The sequence below is a fragment of the Glutamicibacter nicotianae genome (assembly GCF_002797775.1).
Taxonomy (GTDB): domain Bacteria; phylum Actinomycetota; class Actinomycetes; order Actinomycetales; family Micrococcaceae; genus Glutamicibacter; species Glutamicibacter nicotianae.
The window spans coordinates 2154844-2176778 of sequence record NZ_PGEY01000001.1 but is presented as its reverse complement, the minus strand read 5'-3'; the positions used below and the strand labels follow the sequence as shown (position 1 = coordinate 2176778).

The 21935-nt window shown below is 63.8% G+C and carries 18 protein-coding genes; 6 read left to right on the top strand and 12 right to left on the bottom strand.

Going from position 1 to position 21935, the window contains the following annotated elements; all coding sequences use genetic code 11:
* Window positions 1-129 precede the first annotated feature (129 nt).
* A complete protein-coding gene (locus tag ATK23_RS10100) occupies window positions 130-1092 on the bottom strand; it encodes a LysR family transcriptional regulator (protein WP_066144749.1) in 963 nt (320 codons plus the stop codon).
* A 235-nt stretch (window positions 1093-1327) separates the two neighbouring features.
* Here ATK23_RS10100 and ATK23_RS10095 point away from each other — a divergent pair, with 235 nt between their 5' ends.
* Window positions 1328-4846: a bifunctional proline dehydrogenase/L-glutamate gamma-semialdehyde dehydrogenase gene (locus ATK23_RS10095; RefSeq protein ID WP_066144746.1), complete on the top strand. Its 3519-nt coding sequence runs from the start codon at window positions 1328-1330 to the stop codon at window positions 4844-4846.
* A 74-nt stretch (window positions 4847-4920) separates the two neighbouring features.
* Here the strand turns inward: ATK23_RS10095 and ATK23_RS10090 are convergent, their stop codons facing one another.
* From ATK23_RS10090 to ATK23_RS10070, 5 genes are all read right to left on the bottom strand, one after another.
* A complete protein-coding gene (locus tag ATK23_RS10090; RefSeq protein WP_066144743.1) occupies window positions 4921-5520 on the bottom strand; it encodes a hypothetical protein in 600 nt (199 codons plus the stop codon).
* Between the two features lie 54 nt (window positions 5521-5574).
* On the bottom strand, window positions 5575-6747 hold the full coding sequence (locus ATK23_RS10085) for an ABC transporter permease (RefSeq protein WP_066144740.1): 1173 nt from the start codon (window positions 6745-6747) through the stop codon (window positions 5575-5577).
* Complete coding sequence (locus ATK23_RS10080) at window positions 6744-7625, bottom strand: ABC transporter ATP-binding protein (protein ID WP_066144737.1); 882 nt, start codon at window positions 7623-7625, stop codon at window positions 6744-6746. The genes ATK23_RS10085 and ATK23_RS10080 overlap by 4 nt, the downstream gene beginning before the upstream one ends.
* A 79-nt stretch (window positions 7626-7704) precedes the next feature.
* A complete protein-coding gene (locus ATK23_RS10075) occupies window positions 7705-8370 on the bottom strand; it encodes a response regulator (protein ID WP_083515732.1) in 666 nt (221 codons plus the stop codon).
* Window positions 8367-9737, bottom strand: a complete 1371-nt coding sequence (locus ATK23_RS10070) for a sensor histidine kinase (protein ID WP_157801652.1) — start codon at window positions 9735-9737, stop codon at window positions 8367-8369. The genes ATK23_RS10075 and ATK23_RS10070 overlap by 4 nt, the downstream gene beginning before the upstream one ends.
* Window positions 9738-9887: 150 nt before the next feature.
* Here ATK23_RS10070 and ATK23_RS10065 point away from each other — a divergent pair, with 150 nt between their 5' ends.
* Window positions 9888-10439 carry an acyl-CoA thioesterase gene (locus ATK23_RS10065; protein ID WP_066144731.1) on the top strand — a complete coding sequence of 184 codons (552 nt, stop codon included), beginning with the start codon at window positions 9888-9890 and terminating at the stop codon, window positions 10437-10439.
* A 23-nt stretch (window positions 10440-10462) separates the two neighbouring features.
* Here ATK23_RS10065 and ATK23_RS10060 read toward each other — a convergent pair whose 3' ends face one another.
* Both ATK23_RS10060 and ATK23_RS10055 read right to left on the bottom strand, forming a co-directional pair.
* The gene (locus ATK23_RS10060; RefSeq protein ID WP_066144729.1) at window positions 10463-11071 is read right to left on the bottom strand and encodes a phosphoribosylanthranilate isomerase; all 609 of its coding nucleotides are present in this window, start codon (window positions 11069-11071) and stop codon (window positions 10463-10465) included.
* A complete protein-coding gene (locus ATK23_RS10055; protein WP_066144726.1) occupies window positions 11068-12054 on the bottom strand; it encodes an acyl-CoA thioesterase in 987 nt (328 codons plus the stop codon). The genes ATK23_RS10060 and ATK23_RS10055 overlap by 4 nt, the downstream gene beginning before the upstream one ends.
* Window positions 12055-12215: 161 nt before the next feature.
* Here ATK23_RS10055 and ATK23_RS10050 point away from each other — a divergent pair, with 161 nt between their 5' ends.
* The 3 genes from ATK23_RS10050 to ATK23_RS10040 are packed head-to-tail and all read left to right on the top strand — an operon-like array spanning window position 12216 to window position 17500.
* Complete coding sequence (locus ATK23_RS10050) at window positions 12216-13913, top strand: ABC transporter ATP-binding protein/permease (protein ID WP_066144723.1); 1698 nt, start codon at window positions 12216-12218, stop codon at window positions 13911-13913.
* The gene (locus tag ATK23_RS10045; RefSeq protein WP_066144721.1) at window positions 13913-15673 is read left to right on the top strand and encodes an amino acid ABC transporter ATP-binding/permease protein; all 1761 of its coding nucleotides are present in this window, start codon (window positions 13913-13915) and stop codon (window positions 15671-15673) included. The genes ATK23_RS10050 and ATK23_RS10045 overlap by 1 nt, the downstream gene beginning before the upstream one ends.
* Window positions 15674-15733: 60 nt before the next feature.
* Window positions 15734-17500, top strand: a complete 1767-nt coding sequence (locus ATK23_RS10040) for an FMN-binding glutamate synthase family protein (RefSeq protein WP_066144718.1) — start codon at window positions 15734-15736, stop codon at window positions 17498-17500.
* Here the strand turns inward: ATK23_RS10040 and ATK23_RS10035 are convergent.
* The 4 genes from ATK23_RS10035 to ATK23_RS10020 all read right to left on the bottom strand — a co-directional run bounded on the left by ATK23_RS10035 (window position 17497) and on the right by ATK23_RS10020 (window position 20445).
* On the bottom strand, window positions 17497-18561 hold the full coding sequence (locus ATK23_RS10035) for an enoyl-CoA hydratase/isomerase family protein (RefSeq protein ID WP_066144715.1): 1065 nt from the start codon (window positions 18559-18561) through the stop codon (window positions 17497-17499). The two genes, ATK23_RS10040 and ATK23_RS10035, sit on opposite strands and share 4 nt — an antisense overlap.
* Window positions 18562-18620: 59 nt before the next feature.
* Window positions 18621-19526, bottom strand: coding sequence for a LysR family transcriptional regulator (locus ATK23_RS10030; RefSeq protein ID WP_038991624.1), 906 nt, complete (start codon window positions 19524-19526; stop codon window positions 18621-18623).
* 46 nt (window positions 19527-19572) lie between these two features.
* On the bottom strand, window positions 19573-19836 hold the full coding sequence (locus ATK23_RS10025; protein ID WP_038991625.1) for a hypothetical protein: 264 nt from the start codon (window positions 19834-19836) through the stop codon (window positions 19573-19575).
* 135 nt (window positions 19837-19971) lie between these two features.
* Window positions 19972-20445, bottom strand: coding sequence for an Lrp/AsnC family transcriptional regulator (locus tag ATK23_RS10020; protein ID WP_174520626.1), 474 nt, complete (start codon window positions 20443-20445; stop codon window positions 19972-19974).
* A 218-nt stretch (window positions 20446-20663) separates the two neighbouring features.
* On the opposite strand from ATK23_RS10020, the gene ATK23_RS10015 reads away from it, so the two are divergent.
* On the top strand, window positions 20664-21929 hold the full coding sequence (locus tag ATK23_RS10015; RefSeq protein WP_322787556.1) for an MFS transporter: 1266 nt from the start codon (window positions 20664-20666) through the stop codon (window positions 21927-21929).
* Window positions 21930-21935: the final 6 nt, after the last annotated feature.

Sequence of the window (21935 nt, the reverse complement as noted above, 5' to 3'; positions counted from 1 at the left end):
CATTACCGTTTGTGCCCGCGGCTATTCCCAGCCGCCAAAGGCGCGGATTTCTGTGGTGCGAGTCACCACTATGGCACTATTTCCCGGGTTTGTCGCCGGGTGCCATTCGGTCTGTGATCTATCTGTTATCTAGTCGACCGTATCGAAGTCTGCAGGTGTAGCCAAAATCGCCGAGTTGCTTGCATCACTCATTCCGGGCTGCGCATGCAGCGATTTCCGCACCGCGCGGATGGCCGGGGACTGGGCGGAGGAATGCCGCATGGCGGTGAAGATGGTGCGCTCGGGAGCGCCGGGAAGATCCACCGTGCGCAGGGCGTGGCGCTGGTCGCGCAGCACCAGTTCCGGGAGCATCGCCACGGCGTTGCCCGAAGCGACAAGCTGCACGTGAGCCTGCAAATCAGCGGTTTCGTAGCGCAGGTCCGGCTCGAACCCTGCAAGCCGGCAAGCCTGCAGGGCCCAGTGCCGGCTGGCGGCCCCGTCGGGCTCGACCACCCAGGGCAGGGAATTGGCGTGCTCCAGGTGGTGCACCCGGTCGAATTCGGCGTTCCCGGCTCCGCCTCGCGCAGGCAAGGCCAGGCGGATCGGATCGTGAGTCAGAACACGCCGATCGAGGTTGCCGTAGTGCGGCGCCGAGTGCCCCGCGTACTGCTCGGCGACCACCAGGTCGAAGTTGCGGCTGCTGGTTTCATTCAGCGCATCGGCTGGTTCCTGCTGGCTCATTTCCACTCGCAGGTTGGGGTGCTTGGTGCGCAGTTCGCGCAGCGCCGGCGGCATGAGGCGCAGCATTGCGGTCTGGAAAACTGCTAGTCGGACGGTGCCTGAAACGGTGGACATGGCCGCGGACAAATCCGCTTCGGCGCGCTCCATCGAGTCGAGCAGTTCCTCGGTGTGGGCCACCAGGATCTGCGCCTGCGGGGTGAGTTTGAGCGTGCGCCCGGTGCGCCGCAGGAGTTCCACCCCAGTTTCCGCTTCCAGCTGACTCAGCTGCTGCGACACCGAGGAGGGCGAGTAGCTCAGCGCATCGGCCACCTCGGCAATGGTTCCGCGGATATGCAGCTCGCGAAGCAGGCGCAATCTTCTCAGTTCAAGCACGGTTTTACCGCCATTCAGTTAATGCGGACTCACGGAGCCCAGATACTTTGGCAAAACCGAACGATCATCTTCGGCTTTGTTCACTTTTGCTTAAGACAATAAGGGTTCATACTCGATCTTGCACACAGCTTTTCCTTGCGCTCCGCCGGCCACGGTGAAACGCCAAGAAAAAGGCACAACGACATCAGCGTTCGGTGCCGAACCACAAGTACGAATTGCATCGAAGGGACCACCAGTGTCTTTCACCCATACCCAGCAGGCAAAGCCAGTCGCACTAGATGCCGACGGCAACCCGCTCACCTCGCCGGCCGAACTTGCTGACGACGTCATCAAGCTGGTGCGCCGCTGGCTCACCGAAGCTTCCGACTACCCGGTGGATGCCGCCGCCGCCCGCCTGGCCGGCGTGCTCAAGGATCCCATGGGCCTGGACTTCACCGTGGGCTTCGTCGATGGCGTGATCCGCCCCGAAGACCTGAAGGTCGCGGCGGCCAACCTCAAGCAGCTGGCCCCCATGGTTCCAGGCTTCCTGCCCTGGTACATGCGCAAAGCAGTCGCCGTCGGCGGCGCCCTGGCCCCGGTTATGCCGCAGGTAGTTGTCCCCATCGCCCGCAGGGTCCTGCGCGAAATGGTGGGCCACCTGATCATCGACGCCTCCGACGCCAAGCTCGGCGGCGCGATCTCCAAGATCAAGCGCGAAGGCGTGCACCTGAACGTCAACCTGCTCGGCGAGGCCATCCTCGGCGAAGGCGAAGCCGCCCGCCGGCTGGACGGCACCACCAAGCTGCTTGAACGCGATGACGTGGACTACGTATCGATCAAGGTTTCCTCCACCGTCGCCCCGCACAACCACTGGGCCTTCGACGAAGCAGTGGAGCACATCGTTCAAAAGCTGCAGCCGCTGTACCAGCTGGCTGCCAGCAGCCCGAAGAAGAAGTTCATCAACCTGGACATGGAAGAGTACAAGGACCTGGAGCTGACCATCGCGGTCTTCACCAAGATCCTGTCCAAGCCGGAGTTCAAGGAGCTGCCAGCCGGTCTCGTGCTGCAGGCCTATCTGCCCGATGCCCTGGGCGCGATGATCCAGCTGCAGGAATTCTCCGCGGCCCGCGTGGCCGACGGCGGCGCGCCAATCAAGGTCCGCGTGGTCAAGGGCGCCAACCTGCCCATGGAAACCATGGAAGCGGACATCCACGGCTGGCCGCTGGCCACCTGGCACACCAAGCAGGACTCCGATACCAACTACAAGTCGGTGCTGGAATACGCCCTGCGCCCGGAACATGTGGAGAACATCCGCATCGGCATTGCCGGGCACAACCTCTTCGATGTCGCCCTGGCCTGGCTGCTGGCCAAGTCGCGCAACGTCACCGACGGCATCGAGTTCGAAATGCTGCTGGGCATGGCCACCGGCCAGGCCGAAGCGGTGCGCAAGGAAGTCGGCTCGCTGCTGCTCTACACCCCGGTGGTGCACCCGCAGGAATTCGACGTGGCCATCGCCTACCTGATCCGCCGCCTCGAAGAAGGCGCCAGCCAGGAAAACTTCATGTCGGCAGTCTTCGAGCTGGCCAAGAACGAGGAATTGTTCGAACGCGAGAAGAACCGCTTCCTCGCGTCGCTGGAAACCATGGCCAATGTGGTTCCCGCCCCGAACCGCGTGCAGAACCGCCAGGTCCAGGACCCTGAGCTGGGCGCCCGCGTGGCAGGTTTCGCCGACGGCACCACCAAATTCTTCAACACCCCTGATACCGACCCGGATCTGGCGCAGAACCGTGCCTGGGGACGCGAGATCCTGTCCAAGATGCAGGACTCGCCGCTGGGCAAGGACCTGGTGAAGGGCAATACGCTGAACAGTGCCGGCGAGCTCGACGAAGCCATCGCCATGGGCGTGGATGCCGCCGCCGGCTGGCAGCAGCTGGGCTCGGACGAGCGTGCTCAGATCCTGCACCGCGCCGGCCTGCTCTTCGAGGAGCGCCGCGCCACCTTGCTGGAGGTGCTGGGCTCCGAATGCGGCAAGACCATCGACCAGGGCGATGTGGAAGTCTCCGAAGCCATCGACTTCGCGCACTACTATGCCGAACTGGGCCGCGAACTGGATGCCGTGGACGGCGCGAAGTTCGTCCCCTCGAAGCTGACCGTGGTGACCCCGCCATGGAACTTCCCGATGGCGATCCCTGCCGGCTCCACGCTCTCGGCGCTGGCCGCCGGATCCGCGGTGATCATCAAGCCTGCCACCCAGGCCGCCCGTGTGGGCGCCGTCATGGTGCAGTGCCTGTGGGATGCCGGGGTGCCCAAGGACGTGCTGCAGCTGGTCTTCGTGGGCGACCGCTCGCTGGGCCAGCAGCTGGTTGCCGATGAGCGCGTTGACCGCCTGATCCTCACCGGCGGCTACGAGACCGCCGAGCTGTTCCGCTCCTTCCGCAAGGACCTGCCGCTGCTGGCCGAAACCTCCGGTAAGAACGCAATCATCGTCACCCCGAACGCGGACCTGGACCTGGCCGCCCGCGATGTCGTGGCCTCGGCCTTCGGCCACGCCGGACAGAAGTGCTCGGCCGCCTCGCTGGTGGTGCTCGTGGGCTCGGTTGCAGAATCCCGCCGCTTCAACAACCAGCTGATCGACGCGGTGAAGTCGCTGAAGGTCGGCTACCCGTGGAACCCGGAATCGCAGATGGGCCCGCTGATCGGCGAGCCGGGCGAGAAGCTCAAGCGCGGTTTGACCACCCTGGGCGCCGGGGAGCGCTGGGCCATCGAGCCGAAGCAGCTCGATGATTCGGGCAAGCTCTACTCGCCGGGCGTGCGCTACGGCGTGGCCCGTGGCAGCGAATACCACAAGACCGAATACTTCGGTCCGATCCTCGGCGTGATGACCGCCGATACGCTGGAAGAAGCGGTAGAGATTGTCAACGAGGTGGACTACGGACTGACCTCGGGCCTGCACTCGCTGGATTCGGCGGAGATGGGCTACTGGCTGGAGAACATCCAGGCGGGCAACATCTACGCCAACCGCGGCATCACCGGCGCCATCGTGCAGCGCCAGCCATTTGGCGGCTGGAAGAAGTCGGCCATCGGCGCAGGCACCAAGGCCGGCGGCCCGAACTACCTTGTCGGCATGGGCTCGTGGACTGATGCCCCTGCCAAGCAGGGCGCGGCGCTCTCGGCCTTCGACGAACGCCTGCTGAACACCGCCGAACTGGACTCGGAGCAGGCGCAATGGCTGCGCTCCGCGCTGGCCAGCGACAAGCTGTGGTGGAACAACGAGTTCAACCAGGCCAAGGACCGCTCGGGCCTGCTCGCAGAACGCAACATCCTGCGCTACCGTCCGGTCGATGTGACCGTGCGCTTCGAGGAAGCCACCAGCGGCCACGGCCTGGCCGAGGCGCTGCGCGTTATCGCCGCCGGCGTCACCGCAGGGTCCCGCGTGCTCTTCTCCGCTGATGTGCCGCTGCCGCTAGGCGTGCGCAACCTGCTGGCCGAGAACTCGGTCACCGTGGTGCGCGAGGATGCCGCGGCCTTCGCCGCCCGCGCGGCGAAGCTGGCTGCGAAGACCGGCCCGGATTCCGCTGCCCGCATCCGCCTGATCGGCGGCTCGGTGAAGGCGGTTGCCGAGGCGACCAACGGCAAGCCGGACGTGGCCGTCTATGCTTCTCCGGTTACCGCTGCCGGGCGTGTGGAAATGCTTCCGTTCCTGCATGAGCAGGCGGTATCCATTACCGCGCACCGCTTCGGCACCCCTAATCACCTCAGCGATGAGTTGATCTAGCGAGTAAGCACATATGGCTGTGGCCAGCATCCAGGTGTATGGATGCTGGCCACAGCCTTTTTCTTGAGAACTATCTACTTCTTGCGTTCCTTGAGCTTGGCGGCCAGGAAATCGGCCGCGGCGGCGAGCAGCGCAGGAACAAGGTAGCGCGCCAAGGTCGCCAGGGTGAAGGCGAAGACGGATCCGCTGGCTGAACCAGCTACCGACAAGGCAACGAAGCCCAGGCCCACCGCGGAGAGCAGGCCGACGATCCAGCCGGCGAGCTGGCGCGGACGCAGGATGAACCAGCCGGCCAGCGACAGCACCGGGAGCACGATGCCCCACACGGTGAAGTAGCCGGTGTACATGCCGGTCAGATCCAGCGCGGAGACCAGGAACCAGTCGCCGTACTCCACGGTGTCCAGCACTGGCAGCTTCAGCAGGATGTCCAGGACCAGCGACAGCAGGACCAGCAGCATCGCGAAGATCTTCGTGTCTTTGCGTGCTTCGAGCAGCCAGAAGCTGCCGATCGCCACGAGCCTGATCACCCAGAGGGCAATCAGCGAGAACAGGCTGCCACCGGTGACATAGTCGGCGGTGGACAGCAGCGTGGATCCGGTAATGCCAACGATCAGCACCAGCCAGACAATGATCAGGCGGGCCGGCAGATGCAACAGTGGTTTTTCTTCGCTCACTTGTTCAAGTCTAGTGACGCTGGCTGTGCAACGTCTTGGTCCCGCTTCACCGGCTCAGACCTCGAGCTTCAGTGCCTTGCGCATGGTCAGCGCGCCACCGGTGTGCATTACCGCCCGGCGGTAGATCCGCTCCGCGAACAGCAAGACGAGCCAGCAGGCGGCAAGCAGGATGGCCAGGGAAAGCACCGGTTCCCAGATCGCTACCTCGCCGGAGAGCAGGCGGATGGGCATCGCCGCCGAGGAGACGATGGGAATATAGGAAGCGACCACCAGGAAGCTGCCCTTGGCATACAACCCGATGAACAGCACCGCCATCAACAGCCCTACCACCGGCCCGCTGGACTGCTGCAGATCCTCGGTGCGGGTAGCCAAGGACCCCAGGGCCGCCCAGATCCCGGCCAGGAGCAGGAAGCCGCCGAAGAAGAACACCACGAACCATCCGGCCACCTGGGTGACGATTCCGAGGAACGGGATCTGGATCGGGGAAATGTAGGCGGCCAGCAAGCCGATGCTGAGGAAGGCCAGCAGCTGGAGCATCGCCAGAATGACATTGCCGATGATTTTTCCTGCCAGCAGCTGGCGCAGGCGGATGGTGCTGGCCAGGATCTCGACCACGCGGTTCTGCTTTTCCTCAATCACCGAATTGGCTATGGGCATGCCGAAGAGGAACGCCGCCATGTAGAAGAGGAAGGAGAAGACCAGTCCCATGACACTGGCCATCGCCGCCCGTCCGGAGTCGCCGTGAAGCTGGTCGGTGACCAAGTCGTCATTATCGGGCAGGCTGGATGATTCCAGTCCGGCCTCGGCGAGTAGTTGATCGGTCATCACCGATTTCATCGCCTCGCGGACCAGGGAGCTGAGCTCCTGGTCAACCTCGTTGAAACCGGTCAACGTGAATTCCTGTGCGTCATCCGAAGCGGACAAGATGGCGCTCAGCTGCTCGGCGGAGAGCTGCTGCTTGGCATTCTCTGGAGTAAGCCGTGAAATGCTCAATTCCACATCGTCGGGGCGATCCTTGATCACCTGCTCCAGCACCTGGTAACTCGTATCGTCGGTGGCTGCCACGGTGAAATGCGAGGTGCGATTGCCCAGGACGCCGGTAATGCCCACCGAGCCGACGATGAACAGCAAGGTCACGATTGTGCTGATGATGAAGGCCTTGTCGCGCAGCTTCGTTTCGACTTCGCGCAGGGCAACGATGAGCCATGGGGCTGTGGAAGCGTTCACTTGATGATCTCCCGGTAGATGTCGGCCAGCGAAGGGCGGTGGACCGCGAACTCTGCCACCGGGCCGCGGCTCATGGCGGTGGCCAGCACGCGTTGGGCATCTGATTCGGAATCGAAATTCACCAAAGCCTCGTGGCCCGAAATGTCGATGACGGTGACGCCAGGTTCGCTGCGCAGCCACCCGGTGTCGGAACCCAGGGAGAGCCGGTGGCGGGAAGCCTGGGTTGCACGGAGCTCATCAGCCGAGGAATCAGCCAGGATCCTGCCGTCCTGGATGATCACCAGATGATCCACTAGCACATCGAGCAGATCCAGCTGATGCGACGAGAAGAGCACCGGAACGCCGCGCGCCGCATAGTCGCGCAAGATCGAACTCATCGCATCAACGGCGATGGGGTCGAGGCCGCTGAAGGGTTCGTCGAGGATTAGCACATCGGGTTCGTGCAGCAGTGCCGCGGTGACCTGCACGCGTTGCTGGTTGCCCAGGGACAGCGATTCGAGCTTCGACTTGGCTCGGTCATCGAGTCCGAAGCGGGCCAGCAGTTCCATGGCGCGTTTGCGCGCACCGGAGCGGGAGAGGCCATGCAGCTGTCCGAGGTAGACCAGCTGGTCGATGACGGGCTGCTTGGGATACAGGCCGCGCTCTTCGGGCATGTAGCCGAAGTTGGGGCGCGTAGCCCCGGTCAGCGGCTGGCCATTGAGCGTCACGGAACCCGAATCGGCGCTGAGCAATCCCATGATGATGCGCATGGTGGTGGTCTTGCCGGCACCGTTGGCGCCGACGAATCCGGTCAGCGCCCCGCCCGGTACGGTGAAGCTGATGTCGTTCAAGACCGGATTCTGCGCGAATGACCGCGACACATGATATAGCTCAAGCATGCTTTCCTCTGCCAGATATTGTTCCTGGTCATCAGCTTAGGAAAAGACGGAGCATTTGCGCTCCCTCTGGGGAATGAAACTATTGGATGAGTCCGGCGCGGTGGGCGAAGAGGACACCCTGCACCCGGTCGCGCAGGTGCAGTTTTGCCAACAGGTTGGACAGGTGGGTCTTCACCGTGGCTTCAGACAGCGAGAGCACCGCGGCGATTTCCTGGTTGTTCTTGCCCTGGGCCAGCTCGGACAGGACCTGGCGTTCGCGTTCGGTGAGCGTTCCAAGCTGCTGCGCCTCGGCAGATGGCTCTGCCGAATCCGCGCCAGCGCCAGCCCTGGTGCCACGCTGGATGAGCTTCAGCGTGACTTCGGGAGAGAGCAGGCCATGGCCGGCGGCGACCTGGTGCACAGCGGTGACCAGCATTTCAGGTTCGGCATTCTTCAGCAGGAAACCGCTGGCGCCGGCATCTATGGCGTCAAAGAGGTAGTCGTCGCGGTTGAAGGTGGTCAGCACGATGACCTTGGTCTGCGTGGTGCTGGCGATGAGCTTGGTGGCTTCGATGCCGTCCATCTGCGGCATCTGGATATCCATCAGCGCCACCGTGGGATTCAGCTCGCGGACCAGGTCCAGGCCCGCTTGGCCGTTCTCTGCCGTGCCGATGACCTGGATCTGCGGGTCGGTTTGCAAGATCAATTTCAGCGACGACAGGATCAGGGACTGATCGTCGCAGATCACCACGGTAATTTTGCTCATGATGACAGTGTAGTTGCCGCGTCGGACACCACCCGCAACCGGGCTCGGGTGCGCCAGCCGTGCGGAATGCGCGGGCCGATTTCCACCAGCCCGTGATGCAGCTTGGCGCGTTCGCGGATGCCGCGCAGGCCGTAGCCGCCACCGGCTGAATCAGGCCGGGGACGGCCGCTGTCGGTGACTTCGACTTCTACCCATGCGCCCTCCGCATCGGTTCCCGAACGCAGCGACAGGGTGGCGGTGCGGGCAGTGGAATGCGTACGGACATTGGCCAGAGCCTCGCCGCTGATGCGGTAGAGCGCGAGCGACAGGCCGGCTGGCAGGGAAGAAATGAAACCGGGCTGGTGCTCATCGCACGAGAGCTGGATGCTAAGTCCCTGCCGCTCATTCGTGGCGATCAGCTCGTCGAGCTGCGCCATGGACGGTTCGGGGTTCCGTGCGCCCTCGGCCGAGCCCGGCACATCGTCCGGGTCGTCATGTTCGCGCAATACGCCCAGCAGGGCCCGTGTTTCGCTAACTGCGCTGCGCGCCGAGGATTCGATGCCGCGCATCAGCTCGATTGACTGCTGGGGATCCCGGTCATGCACCATGCGGGCGGCCGAAGCCTGGACGCCCACCGAGGCGATGTGGTGGGCGATGACATCGTGCAATTCGCGGGCAATGCGCAGCCGTTCCTGGTTGACCGCGCGGTCTGCCAGCTGCTGTGACTGCTCGGCAATGCGCTGCGCCTGGATTTCGACGATCTGGCTGGCATAGGCATTGGTCCAGCTGACCATGCCAAGGAAGATCGCACCTCCGAAGAACATCAGGTTCATCAGCAGGTTGTAGAGGACGAAGGCCGTGGTTGTGGGCAGGACGCCTGCCGGTTCTTCGACCATGGAGGTGCCGGTCGCCTTGAACAGGTCCGAGGAGAAAAAGGAAATGATCAGCCAGGTGGCCATGAACAACAGCACCACGCTCATTGCCGTCCACAGGCCCCGGCGGTTCTTCGACCAGGTAACCGCCGTGTAGATGCCAATGAAATAGGCCAGCTGCGCGCAGAGTTCCATGCCGACCCGGTAGGTGTTCTCGTTACCTGCGCCGAAGAAGGCAGCCGAGCCGATGAGCATCATCGAAATCGGCCAGCGCCGGCGGAACATCAGCGGCACGATCAAGGACGCCAGCACCAGGTAGGAGAGCAGGCGATCTGGCGCGTCCTCCCGTTCGGTCAGGGACTGCATGAGTTCGTGCATGGCCAGCGCCAGCAGCAGGAAGCCCGCGGCAACGATCACATCTCGGCGCAGTCCCTTCCGATCGGGAGCGGGGCGTTCCCATTCCACCGGAGGCAGCGTGGGGAGCCGACGGTGAACTAGCTCGGGCAGTCGGCGCATGATGTTCCTTGTTTGTTGCGTTGGCCAGGCATTGGAACCGATTTTACCGTTTTGCGCTGTTCCGGGCATGAGCCTGGAGGCTTAGTCTCGATGCTGAGCTGGGAAGGACATGATCTAGGAATAAAGGTTACTAACGAGTAATGTGATGGTATGCACATGATTTTCCGAATTCTCATGGTCTACCTGAAAAGCAAGAAGGCTTCCAAGCTGATCATGTTCGACACCAGCTCAGTGGACATGCGCGCCACGCTGACCGATATCGACTTTGCCGGCCACATCAACAACGGCATGTACTTTTCCATCTTCGACCTCGGACGTTTCGATCTGATGTTCCGCTCAGGCGTCTGGGACATCATGTCCAAGAACAAGTGGGTTCCGGTCGTACAGACCGAGACCGTCACCTTCCGCAAGTCGGTCCGCCTGGGAACCAAGTTCTCGCAGGAAACCCGGCTGATCGGCATGGACGACAAGTGCATCTACTTCGAGCAGCGCATCGTGGTGAAGGGCGAGATCTACGCCCGCGCCTACATTGCCACCCGCATGACCTCGAAAAAGGGCGCAGTTCCCAATGAGGAAATCCTGGCGGCTGTCGGCTTGGAAATGCCGGAAGACCTGGTGCTGCCTCAATGGCTGCACCAATGGCGCGAGGACGGTGCGCTGCCCAGCACCCGCAAGCCCGCCCCGCATAACTGGATCCGCTGAATCAGCTGTCGCGGGGAGCTTGGCTAGGACTTGGCTGCTTCGATGAAACTGGCGATCAGCTTGGGATCCTTGACCCCGCGCGCTGACTCCACGCCGGAAGAGACATCGGCGCCGAAAGCGCCGGAGGCGTCCAAGGCTTCAGCCACATTCTGCGCGGACAGCCCGCCGGCCACCAGCCAGCGGCGTCCCGCGGCCAGGTCCTTCACCGCCGCATAGTCCCAGCTTTCGCCGCTGCCTGGAACCGAGGCGTCGATGAGCAGCAGCTCCTCGCCCCAATCGGCGAACTGCTCTTCGGAGTCATTGCGTCGCACCGCGCGGATGACCTTGAACCCCGCCTCGTGAGCGGCTGCCACATCCGCGGCCGTGCGCTGCCCATGCAGCTGCACCCAGCCCACGCCGGCCTGTCCGGCCCGCTCCAGCACCGTGCCGATGTCCTCGCCGCGGAAGACTGCCACGGTGGCAATGCCTGCGGGAACCGCCTTGACCAGTTCGGCAGCGCGCTGGACCGGAATTTCGCGGACGCTTTCGGTCAGCACGAACCCGATGGCATCGGCGCCGTGGGCCACGGCGACGTCCACGTCCTGGGCTGTGGAGAGGCCGCAAACCTTGACGAATGGCTTATCTGCGCTCACTTGGCGTTCTCCTCGGCCAGATGCACTGGGGTGTAGCCGCCGGGCGCGTTCGCGCGGATGGCCAGCAGGTCGCGGGCGTGATTCCAGAGCCGCCGGTCCTCCTCGGAGACCGGGACCCACGGCTTGACCGGAACAGCAGTCCCGGTTTCATCCCGCGTGACCATCACGGTCAGGCAGTAGGTTGTCAGCTGCATGTTAGTGGTCTTCGGATCGCCCGAACGCACGTGCACGGCAATGTGCATGCCCTTGTTCCCGGTGTAGACCAGGCGGGCTTCGACCTCCACCAGGTGGCCGATCAGCAGCGGCCGGTAGAAGCGCACCCCGCCGGAGAACACCGCAACGGTTTCCTGCTGGCAGTAGCGGGCCGCGCACAGCTCCGCGGCATCATCGATCCACTTCATCACGATGCCGCCGTGCACCTTGCCGCCCCAGTTCACATCGGTCGGCGCCGCCAAAAAGCGCAGGACAACCCGCTCGGCGGTGCCTTCATCGGTGTAGACCTGGCCATTCATGGACGCGACAATCTGCTCGCGGATCTCGATGCGTGCCAGCGCATTCTCGCGCATGGCGATTTCCTTGGCCGTGCCCGGGGTGAACGTTGGAACCGGTGTCGGCTTGCCCTCCTCGTCCACCGCTACGAAGATCACCAGGCAGCTGCTGGATTTCACCGGCCGCAATTCGCGCGGATCGCTGAAGGACACCTCGGTATGGATATGCATCGAGCTGGTGCCGGTGTACACCACCGAAGCGCTGACCTCCACCAGATCGCCGGAGTGGATCGGGTCCTCGAAGTGGATGTTGCCGACATAGGCGGTGACGCAATAGCTGGAGGACCACCCCACCGCCGCGGCGTAGGCGGCCTTGTCGACCCATTCGAGAACGGTGCCCGCAGCCACGATCCCGGTGACATCGACGTCGGTCGGCGCGGCAAGGAACCGCAGGGTGACAGAATGCGGACGTTGTTTCAGCTCCGGAGTGCTCATGCACTCCAGTTTCTCGCACTTCGCAGGCCACGGGCAATGTATGACGCTTCACGGCCCGCACCCTGACGGCTCATTCCGCGGCGGGCGGCTGCCGGGTGGCTCTGGCCTAGGATAGGAGGGTGCGTAGGGTCTTTGGAATTTTTTCGGCGTCAACAGCCATCGTGGTGGCACTGAGCCTGATTGCCGCGGCCGGAACCGCCGGCCTGGTGATCGTCGTGGGCCAGGGCCTGGATGAGCTCTTGTCCGATCGCCGGCTGGGCACCCAATGGTATTTCAGCGCCGTCGGCGAGCTGCTGGCCATGGCCGTCGCCACCTTCTTGATTCCCGTGGTGATCTCGCGCAACAGCCAAGACCTCACCGAGCACCACCGCATGAAGCTGCTCAAGCACTATCTGTCCATCGGCCCGCTGGCAGTGCGTGCCGCAGGCGAGGGGGAACTGGTCCATGTTGCCATGGATTCGGTGGAACGGTCGGTGAAGTACCGTTCAAGCTTCATCGGCCCGGCCGTCTCCGCGGTGGCCACCCCGGTGTTGATCCTGTGCTTCATCGCCTTTGCCATTGACCCGCTCAGCGCACTGCTGATGCTGGTTCCCACCGCACTGGTTCCGGTCATCGTGCTGGGCTTCCAGCGGCGCTTCGGCGCCTCGAACGGAGAATACCGACGAGCCCAGGGCATCCTCTCGGCGACCTTCCTTGATGCGCTGCGTTCCCTGGGCATGCTCAAGCTCAAAGGCGGCAGCCGCTGGATGGGCGCCCGCATCGAAAAGGCCACCGAACGGGTACGACAGCAGGTGATGAAGCTGCTGGCCCGCAACCAGCTGATCCTGCTGGTCATCGATTCAAGCTTTGCCGTGCTGCTGCTCGCCACCGCCTGCCTGCTGGCCTGGTGGCGCGCCGGCTCCGGGGCGATCTCCCCGGGCGCAGCGCTGTCCCTGATGATCCTGAGCTTCTTGATGCTCGCGCCGGTGAACTACGTGGGCAGCTTCTTCTACATCGGGATGACAGGGAAAGCCGCCGAGAAGAAGCTGGCAGAGGTCGCCGGCATCCCGATGCACCGCTCCATGGCCAACCCGCTGGACGTGGACCTGCGCCACCGCGATCTGATCCTGGACGGCGTCAGCGCCGGCTACGACAGCGGACAGCAGGCGCTATCCGGCATTTCCTGGCATTTCCCGGCAGGCTCGCGGACCGCCATCATCGGGCCATCGGGCAGCGGCAAGACGACCCTGCTGCGCGTGCTCCAGGGCCAGCTCGAAGCGTCGGACGGCACCATCCGCGATGCCCGCCAGGCCATGGGCCCGGCAACCCTGAAAGCCAGCACCGCCGTGGTGGAACAGCAGGCAACGCTCTTTGGCATGAGCCTGCGCGAGAACCTCCTGCTCGGTGCGCCAGGCGCCAGCGACGGCGAACTGCTCCACACGCTGCACCGGGTCGGGTTGGGACCGTGGTTCGAGGGGCAACCCGATGGATTGGACCAACGCCTGGGCGAGGGCGGGTCACGCCTCTCCGGCGGCCAAGCCCAACGCCTGGCGCTTGCCCGGGCCTTGCTTGCGCAGCGACCGATACTGCTGCTCGATGAACCGACCAGCGCCCTGGATGTGCAGAGCGAAGCGGAAGTGCTCGGAACTCTGCGCGGCTTGGACCGCAGCACCACGGTCATTACCGTCACCCACCGTCTGGGTCTGCTCGCCGACTACGACTATGTGCTGGTCATGGACCAGGGACAGCTCATCCAGGCCGGAAGCCGCGAAGAACTGCTGGCCACCGATGGCTATCTCAAAGAGGCAATGGACGGATTCCGCCACCGCGCCAAAGCCCTGCACTCCGGCGGTCGGACCGAAATGGGGGAGGGGAACTAATGCATACGCAGAAAACCTCCACGCTCAAGACCGTCGCCTGGCTGCTGGGCAGCACCAGGGATCTGCTCCCGCCGCTGCTGCTGGCCTGCGTGCTCGCCTGCGCCACCCGGCTGGCGTCCCTGGGAATCTACGTCATCGCCGGCCTCGGCCTGGCCAAGGCCCTGCAGCTGGACACCGGGTTGCTGCCAGCCTGCACCGGCTGGGGCATGCTGGCAGCCGCGGTCATTGTCCTGGGACTGGCCAAGGGAGCACTGCGCTACCTGGAACAGTATGTTGGCCACCGGGTGGCGTTCCTGTCGCTGGCACGATTGCGCAACCGCATGTACGAGGCCTTCGAACGCCAAGCGCCGTTCACCGCCAGCACCAAGAATTCCGGCGGGATGCTCGCCAAGGCCACCAGCGACATCGACAAGGTCGAGGTGTTCTTCGCGCACACCCTGCCCCCGGCCGTAGCGGCCGTAGTAGTCAGCGCCCTGGCAACCTGGGGCACCTGGTCGCTCGTCGGCAGCGAACCGGCCCTGGTGCTGCTCGTCGGATATGTGCTCATTGGCGTGCTCATCCCGGCCATCGGCGTCGGCTCCCTGCGCTCCAGCGCCCGGAGCACTGCCGCCGCCCGCGGCGTCCAGAATCAGCTGCTGACCGACACGCTGGCCGGCATCGACGTGATCCACGGCTTCAACGCCGGCAAACCGGTCATGGAGAGCCTGCGCGGCAGCCTGCAGCAGACCAGACAGGCCGCCCGCTCGACCGGTAGCTGGACCGCGGTACGGGCCACGCTGACCCAGCTGGTGATCTGGGGCAGCTTGCTCACGCTCTTTGTCCTGCTGGGATCCGCCGGAGAATTCGGCACGCTGCTCCTGCTGTGCTGCGCCCTGGTCCCGTCCTATGAAGCGGTGCGCGCCGTGGACGGCTTCATCCTGGGCCTGCAGGACTCGCTGGCCAGCGCTCGCCGGCTGCATGCCACCGCGGCAGCCAGCCATCCGGTGCATGAAACAGCCAACCCGGTGCCCCTGCCTGCCACCGGCACCTTGCGCGTTTCGGATCTCTGTGTTGAATTCGAAGGCTATCGCGCAGTTCGGGGCGTGGACTTCGACCTCGAACCGGGATCCTTGATCGCCCTGGTGGGCGAGAGCGGCTCCGGCAAGTCCTCGATCGCCGCCGCCCTGGTGCGGTCGGTGGAAGCGGAAGGCATGGCGAGCTTTGCTGGCGTGCAGCTGGAAGACGCGAGCTTGGCGCAATTGCGCCAGCGGATCATCCTGGTCTCCCAAGAGGCGGTGATGATCCGCGGCACGCTGCGAGAGAACCTGCTGCTCGGTGCCGAGGGGATCAGCGACGCGGCGATGGAAGCGGTCCTTGAAGAGCTGGGAATGGGGCCATGGCTGCGCAAGCAGAAGGACGGTTTGCAGACCCGGCTGGGGGACCGCTTTGCACGGCTTTCCGGCGGCCAGCGGCAGCGGGTGGCCCTGGCCAGGGCGCTGCTGCGCCAGCCTGCGGTGCTGATCCTCGATGAATCCACCAGCGCGCTGGATGCCAGCAGCGAGCAGCTGGTCCTGGATGCCGTGGAGCGCAGGCGCGCCGAAGGGATGGCAGTGCTGATGATCAGCCACCGGCTCTCGATCCTGAAGCGGACGCGCAGCGTACTGGTGCTCCACGATGGCCAGGTGCGCGAACGCGGTGCGGCGCAGGAGCTGCTGGCCGACGAGCAATCCTTGTTCTCCCGCATGTCGGTGCGCGAAGCAGACAGGATCCTGCCAAGTTGATTCGTGGGCCGCTGGCTTGAGGGGACTGACAAGCTGGCAGGGACGTACTAGGCTCGCAATATGATGCGAATAGTGGTTCTCCTGTTCCTGGCAGTCCTATTCACTGGCTTCGTGGTGACCGCGATCCTTGCCGGCACCTCCGGAGAATGGGTCTGGTGGATCCTGCTCGTGCTGACCGGCTTGCTGGTGCTGCTGGGCATCAGGGACCTGTCGCAGAAGAAGCACGCGATCCTGCGCAACTTCCCGATCGTCGGGCACGCCCGCTACCTTTTCGAGTTCATCCGCCCCGAGATCCAGCAGTATTTCATCGAGCGCAATACCGATGGACGTCCCTTCAGCCGCGATACCCGCTCGCTGATCTATGCACGGGCCAAGGGCGCAGATAGCCACAAGGCCTTCGGCACGGAGCTGAACGTCAATGAAGTCGGCCACGAATACCTGCTGCACTCAGCGGCCCCGGTGGCTCCGGCAACCTCGCAGCACCGCGTCCGGGTGGGCTCCAGCCAGTGCTCGAAGCCCTATGAGATCTCGCTGATGAACATCTCCTCGATGAGCTTCGGTTCGCTGTCCGCCAACGCCGTGCTGGCGATGAACAAGGGAGCGGCGATGGGCGAGTTCGTCCACGAAACCGGCGAGGGCGGGCTGACCAAGTACCACCTGGAATACGGTGCCGACCTGTTCTGGGAAATCGGTTCGGGCTACTTCGGTTGCCGCACCCCGGAAGGCCGTTTCAACCCTGAAACCTTTGCGGCCAAGGCGAACCACGAGAACGTCAAGGGCATCACCATTAAGCTCTCCCAGGGCGCCAAGCCCGGGCTCGGGGGCGTGCTGCCAGCTGCCAAGGTCACCGAGGAGATCTCCGCGGCCCGCGATGTCCCGATGGGCGTGGACTGCATTTCGCCCGCCAGCCACGCAGAATTCTCCACCCCGCGTGAATTGATGCATTTCGTGGGGAAGCTCCGGGAACTGAGTGGCGGCAAGCCGGTGGGGATCAAGTTCTGCGTCGGTTCCCGCACCGATGTCATGGCCTTGTGCAAGGGCATGCTGGAAACCGGAATCCTGGTGGATTTCATCACCATTGACGGTGCCGAGGGCGGCACCGGTGCCGCCCCGCTGGAATACGAAGACCATGTTGGCGCGCCGCTGACCGAAGGCTTGATGCTGGTGCACAACACCTTGGTGGGTGCCGGGTTGCGCGATGAGATCCGCCTCGCCGCCGCGGGCAAGGTCGCCAACGGCTCGGACATCATCAAGCGGCTGATCCAGGGGGCGGACTTCACCTTCTCGGCACGCTCCATGATGATGGCCACCGGCTGCATCCAAGCCCAGCAATGCCACACCAACCACTGCCCGGTTGGCGTCGCTACGCAGAACAAGCGACTGATGCGCGCACTGGATGTGGAGGACAAGGGGCACCGCGTCTATAACTACCATCGCCTGACCGTCACCGAATGCGCACAGATCATAGCATCGATGGGGCTGACCAGCCCGGAGCAGCTGAACACCAGGATGCTGCGCCGCCGGGTGAACCTGCAGTCCACCCGCTCCTACGCTTCGCTGTTCCAGTGGCTGCGTCCCGGCGAGCTGCTTGAGGACATTCCAAGTTCCTGGAAGGAGGATTGGGATGAGGCGGATGCGGACCACTTCGGCGAGCATGCGCCGCTGGACTATGCGGCACCCAGGAGCGTGGACATCACCCCGTCGACGGTCCACGAACCAGAAGATGCGGTGAGCGCGCCGCGCATCGAGCCGAGGGAATCAGCAAAGGTGCGCCCGGTGCATGCAGATGTCACCCGGCCCGAGGGCAAGCCCGGGGCCGATAGCTAGCCTTCGGAACCAGCAGCCAGGGACCGCAAGGCTGCGTGGTCGACGTCGTCCAGCGAAGCAGGAATCCATGCGGGATTGCGGTCCTTGTCAATGACCTGGGCGCGGATGCCCTCGGCAAGATCCGGGCGGTGCATCAGGTAGCGGGCCGAGCGCAGCTCGCGGTCCAATGCCGAACGCAGGTCCTGCTCAACACGGGCGGCACGCACGTTGTAGAACGCGCTGGCCATGCTGGTGGGGCAGTTCGCCGCCAGCAGCTGCGCCGCGCGCTGCGCCGCGGGATGGACCATCTGCCCCAGGCGCTCGATGACTTCCTGCGGGGAGCCGGCGCTGAAAGCATGGTCGATCCAGCCGCGATCCATCTCCAGAGCGAAGGACTCCGGGGCTCCGTGCATGACCTCGATGGCCGCCGCGATCTCGCCTGCATTCAGCCCGGCGAACTCCTCGAGCTCATCGAGGATGTTCGCGGCGAATTCCTCGGTGACCACGACGTCGGCGAAACCGAGCAGCACTGCATCTGCTCCGGTGAAGGACTGCGCGCTCATGGCGTAGTACTCGCCGAAGTGTCCCGGTGCGTTGGCCAGCAGGTGGCTGCCGCCCACATCAGGGGTGTAGCCGATCTTCGCTTCGGGCATTCCCATGGCGGCGTTCGGGGTCACCAGACGCACCGGTGCGTGCGAGGCCAACCCGATGCCTCCGCCCATGGTGATGCCGTGGGCCAAGCTGATCAGCGGCTTGGGGTAGGCGGAGATCAGATAGTCGAGCTCGAATTCGGTGGAGAGCAGATCGGCAAAATCCTGGTGCCGTCCGGTGGTTACCGCTGCATGGAAATCGGCAATGTCGCCGCCGGCACAGAAGGCGCGTTCGCCGCGGCCAGTGAGCAGTACCAGGGAAATCGCCGGGTCCGCGGCCCAGGCGCGCAGCACCCGGCTCAGCTCGGTGAGCATCTGAAGGGTCAGTGCGTTGAGCTTGCTGGCGCGGTTCAGCTGGATGTGGCCGATGGGGCCATGCACGGCCGCGATGACCACGCTGTCACTGGAAATTGCAGGGCTTGGGTTCTCCACCGGGGAATTCCTCTTTCTTGGGACTCAGGCGGCCATCGCTGGGGCCGCGGCGCAATGAATTAGCGGGAGAGGACCTGGGCAAGCCGGTCCAAGACCAGCGCTGCCTTCGGCTTCTTCGAATTCTCCGGCTTCAGCGCGAAGATGGAGCGGGCCAGGCGGATCTCTGGTGCATCCACAATGCGGATGCCTTCCGGAGCGTTGGCCATGGCCAGATCGGGGACCAATGCGGCTCCCAGACCCGAGGACACCAGGCTCAGCGACGCATTGAAGTCATCGCAGTAGGCGGCCACCTGCGGGTGGATGTTGTAGGACGAGAACAAGCGGGAAATCAGGGTGGCGTCCGAGGTGCCCGGGTGGTGGAAGATCCATGGCCATTCGGCCAATTGGTCCACGGTCAGCTGTGAGTCTTCGGCGATGGGCCAGGATGCCGGGATGACCACGCGGAACTGGTCATCGCCCAGCCAGGTGCGTTCAAGGGATGCCGGCCAGGACAGCCCTCCGGGTCCCACCTGGAAGATCAGTGCGAGGTCGAGGTCGCCGCCGGTACCAAGGCCCGCGACAGTCTGCTGGGGTTCGCCGATCCACAGGCGCAGGTTGATGCCCAGGGAGGACCAATCCGGGGCCTTGAGAATTTGCGGCAGTGCGTAGGTGGCCAGCGACGGGAAGATGCCAAGCTTGATTTCCTCAAGGTCGGTAGCTTCGGTGGAGATCGTGGCGACGTCCGCCATGAGCGCGTCGAGGTCGGTCAGGACTCGTTTGGCGTGGCGCACCATGCGCAGCGCGCCGGGCGTCGGGGTAATGGAGCGTGCGCCGCGCAGGAACAGCGTGGTTCCGGTGCTCCGCTCCAATGCTGTCATCTGCTGGGAGACAGCGCTGGCCGTGTAGCCCAAGCGGGTTGCGGCCGTGGCAAAGGAACGATGCGCCACCACTTCGAGCAATGTGCGCAGATGAACTGGATTAATCACTTCTAAAGTCTATGGCCTTTAGCCCAAGAATTGCTTAGCCCGCGGACTAGAGTTCATCCTCAAGATCAACGAGTTCCGAACTTTCCCCGTCCTCGTCATCTTCTGAGGCGAATTCGTTGTCCAGATCATCCTCGGTTTCCAGATCATCGTCATAGAGGTAGTGGCGTTGTGCCAGCGGGTCGAGATTGCGCATCGTCTCGGGCATGTCGCTGGAGCCCTCGTAAGCCTGGGAATCCCGTCCGTCATCCGGTTCGTAGATATCGTTGCCGTATTCCGGCGCAAATTCTGTGGTGTCGAAATCCTTGCTCATTGCGTACTCCTTCGTCGAATACGAGGGATCCGCCGGAAGCCGGGGATTTACCTCGTGACTTCTCGTATTCCCAGAGTAGGACCCGAATACTCGAAACGAAAGACTTGTTTTCTGCAGTGGAAAGTGAATGACTTCCTAGTGGTCATGTTCCGCATAATGCTCCAGCAGGGGAGCGGCACGGTAGGCCAAATGCGTATGGAGCGCGAAGGTTGTTTCCGAACGGGTGACCCCCTTGATGCGCAGGATCTGGCGCAACGCCGATTGCAGCTGGTGGGTGTCGGTGGCGATGAGCCGCACCCAGACATCGCCGCGTCCGGAGGTCTCATGGATTTCGAGCACGTTGGGGATCTGGCGCAGTGCGGTGATTACCGAATCCAGGTCGCGGTGGTTCACTTCCAGGGTCACGAAGGCCAAGACGTCATAGCCGAGCTTGCTCAAATCGATATCGCGGCCGCCATCGCGCAGGATTTCGGCACGCTGCAACCGGCGCAAGCGCGACTGCGCTGTGTTGCGCGCAACACCGACCTCATCTGCGAGTTCAGAGATCTGGATGCGGGGATCCTTGATCAGCGCGAGCAGCACTTTCAGGTCTACATCATCTAATCGCACTATATGCTCACTCCGGGTCAACTACGGGGCCAAATTTTTGAACAAACTGCTCAAATTCTAGCAAGAAATATCCCTGGTTGCTTCTGGTGAGCGGATATTAATGATTGAACGGTCTGTTGCAGTAGACAAACGCAAGCAGAACGCTCAACTCACCGGTGGGGCAGCGAGTGGCCTCACCGGTAAAAACTCTTCAGGGCACCTTTCTTGCCCAATTGGTAGTGGCTACTTTGATTCTGGGAGTGAATTTGTCGGTCATCAGCGAGCTGCGCATGCAGCCCATGAACCATCGCGTCATCTCCTGGAACCCGGGGCTCACCGCCCGGCTGGTGATCACCGTGGCAGTCAGCTTCCTGCTGCTGGTCGGGGCCAACCTGGCCACACCGTTATACCCGGCGCTGCAGGCCGAATTGCACCTGGGCGCCATGGGAACCACAGTGGCCTTCGCAAGCTATGTCTGTTCGCTGATGGTCTTCCTTTCCACGGTGGGGCACTGGTCGGATCATATCGGCCGCCGTGCAGCTCTGGTGGTAGCAGTCGTCGTCTCGATCGCCGGTACGCTCGTGTTCGCTTCGGCCAGCAATCTGCTGGAACTGTGCCTTGGCCGTGGTCTGCAGGGCACCGGGGTCGCCTTGGCTACCGGCGCCAGCGCAGCAGCGCTTCGCGAGCTGCTTCCATCCCGGCCAGAGTGGGCCTCGCGCTTCACGTTGCTGGCATCTTCTGGAGGTGTCGCCTTCGGTCCGGTTCTCGGCGGCGCGCTAGCGGATCTGCCCGGTGGACGCCACACAGTGTTCGTGGTGCAGGCATTCTTGCTGCTGCTGGTCTTGATTCCCTTGAGCACCCTGCAGGCACGTCCCGCAATCGCACTGGCCGAACGAGGTCAGCGGAGCAAAGCACTGGCCCCACGCGGCTTGGGCATCCCCAGCTCGGCGCGGGAGCAATTCTGGCTCGCTGCCCTGGTCGGCTTCTTGAGCTTTGCCATCTTCGGGTTCGTGTTGTCGTTGGCCCCGGGCTATTTTGCCGGTGCCTTTGGCTTGGAGTCGCTGTTGGCCATTGGCCTGATCGCCGGCCTGCCCTTGGGCATCTCCGCCCTGTCGCAGCTGGTGGTGCGTGGCGGGAAGAGGCTCCTGCCGATTGGACTGGGGCTGATGGCAACCTCCACCGCAGGGTTGGCGGTGGCCGCCGAGCATCGCCAGCTGGCCTGGGCGATCGCTGCCTTGGTGCTCCTTGGCCTGGGCCAGGGCATTGCTTTCCGCACCGCATTCGCCTCCGCTGTTGATGCGGTCAGCGACCAGCAGCACGCCCAGACGGTGTCCACCATCTACCTGGTGACCTACCTGGGCAGCGCTGTTCCGGTCATCGCGCTGGGCTGGGCCGTGGGAGCCTTCGGGCAGCAGCAAAGCATCTTGGTCTTCTCCCTCTTCTGCTCCGCGGTGGCCGCTGCGCTCACGCTATGGGCATGGATGGGACTGCGCCGAGCACGCTAGGATCCG

Excerpts from the sequence above, each read along its gene's own strand:
- ATK23_RS10080 (WP_066144737.1), bottom strand. The coding sequence starts at position 7,625 with ATGCTTGAGCTATATCATGTGTCGCGGTCATTCGCGCAGAATCCGGTC.
- ATK23_RS10075 (WP_083515732.1), bottom strand. The coding sequence starts at position 8,370 with ATGAGCAAAATTACCGTGGTGATCTGCGACGATCAGTCCCTGATCCTG.
- ATK23_RS10070 (WP_157801652.1), bottom strand. The coding sequence starts at position 9,737 with ATGCGCCGACTGCCCGAGCTAGTTCACCGTCGGCTCCCCACGCTGCCT.
- ATK23_RS10065 (WP_066144731.1), top strand. The coding sequence starts at position 9,888 with ATGCACATGATTTTCCGAATTCTCATGGTCTACCTGAAAAGCAAGAAG.
- ATK23_RS10055 (WP_066144726.1), bottom strand. The coding sequence starts at position 12,054 with ATGAGCACTCCGGAGCTGAAACAACGTCCGCATTCTGTCACCCTGCGG.
- ATK23_RS10045 (WP_066144721.1), top strand. The coding sequence starts at position 13,913 with ATGCATACGCAGAAAACCTCCACGCTCAAGACCGTCGCCTGGCTGCTG.
- ATK23_RS10040 (WP_066144718.1), top strand. The coding sequence starts at position 15,734 with ATGATGCGAATAGTGGTTCTCCTGTTCCTGGCAGTCCTATTCACTGGC.
- ATK23_RS10025 (WP_038991625.1), bottom strand. The coding sequence starts at position 19,836 with ATGAGCAAGGATTTCGACACCACAGAATTTGCGCCGGAATACGGCAAC.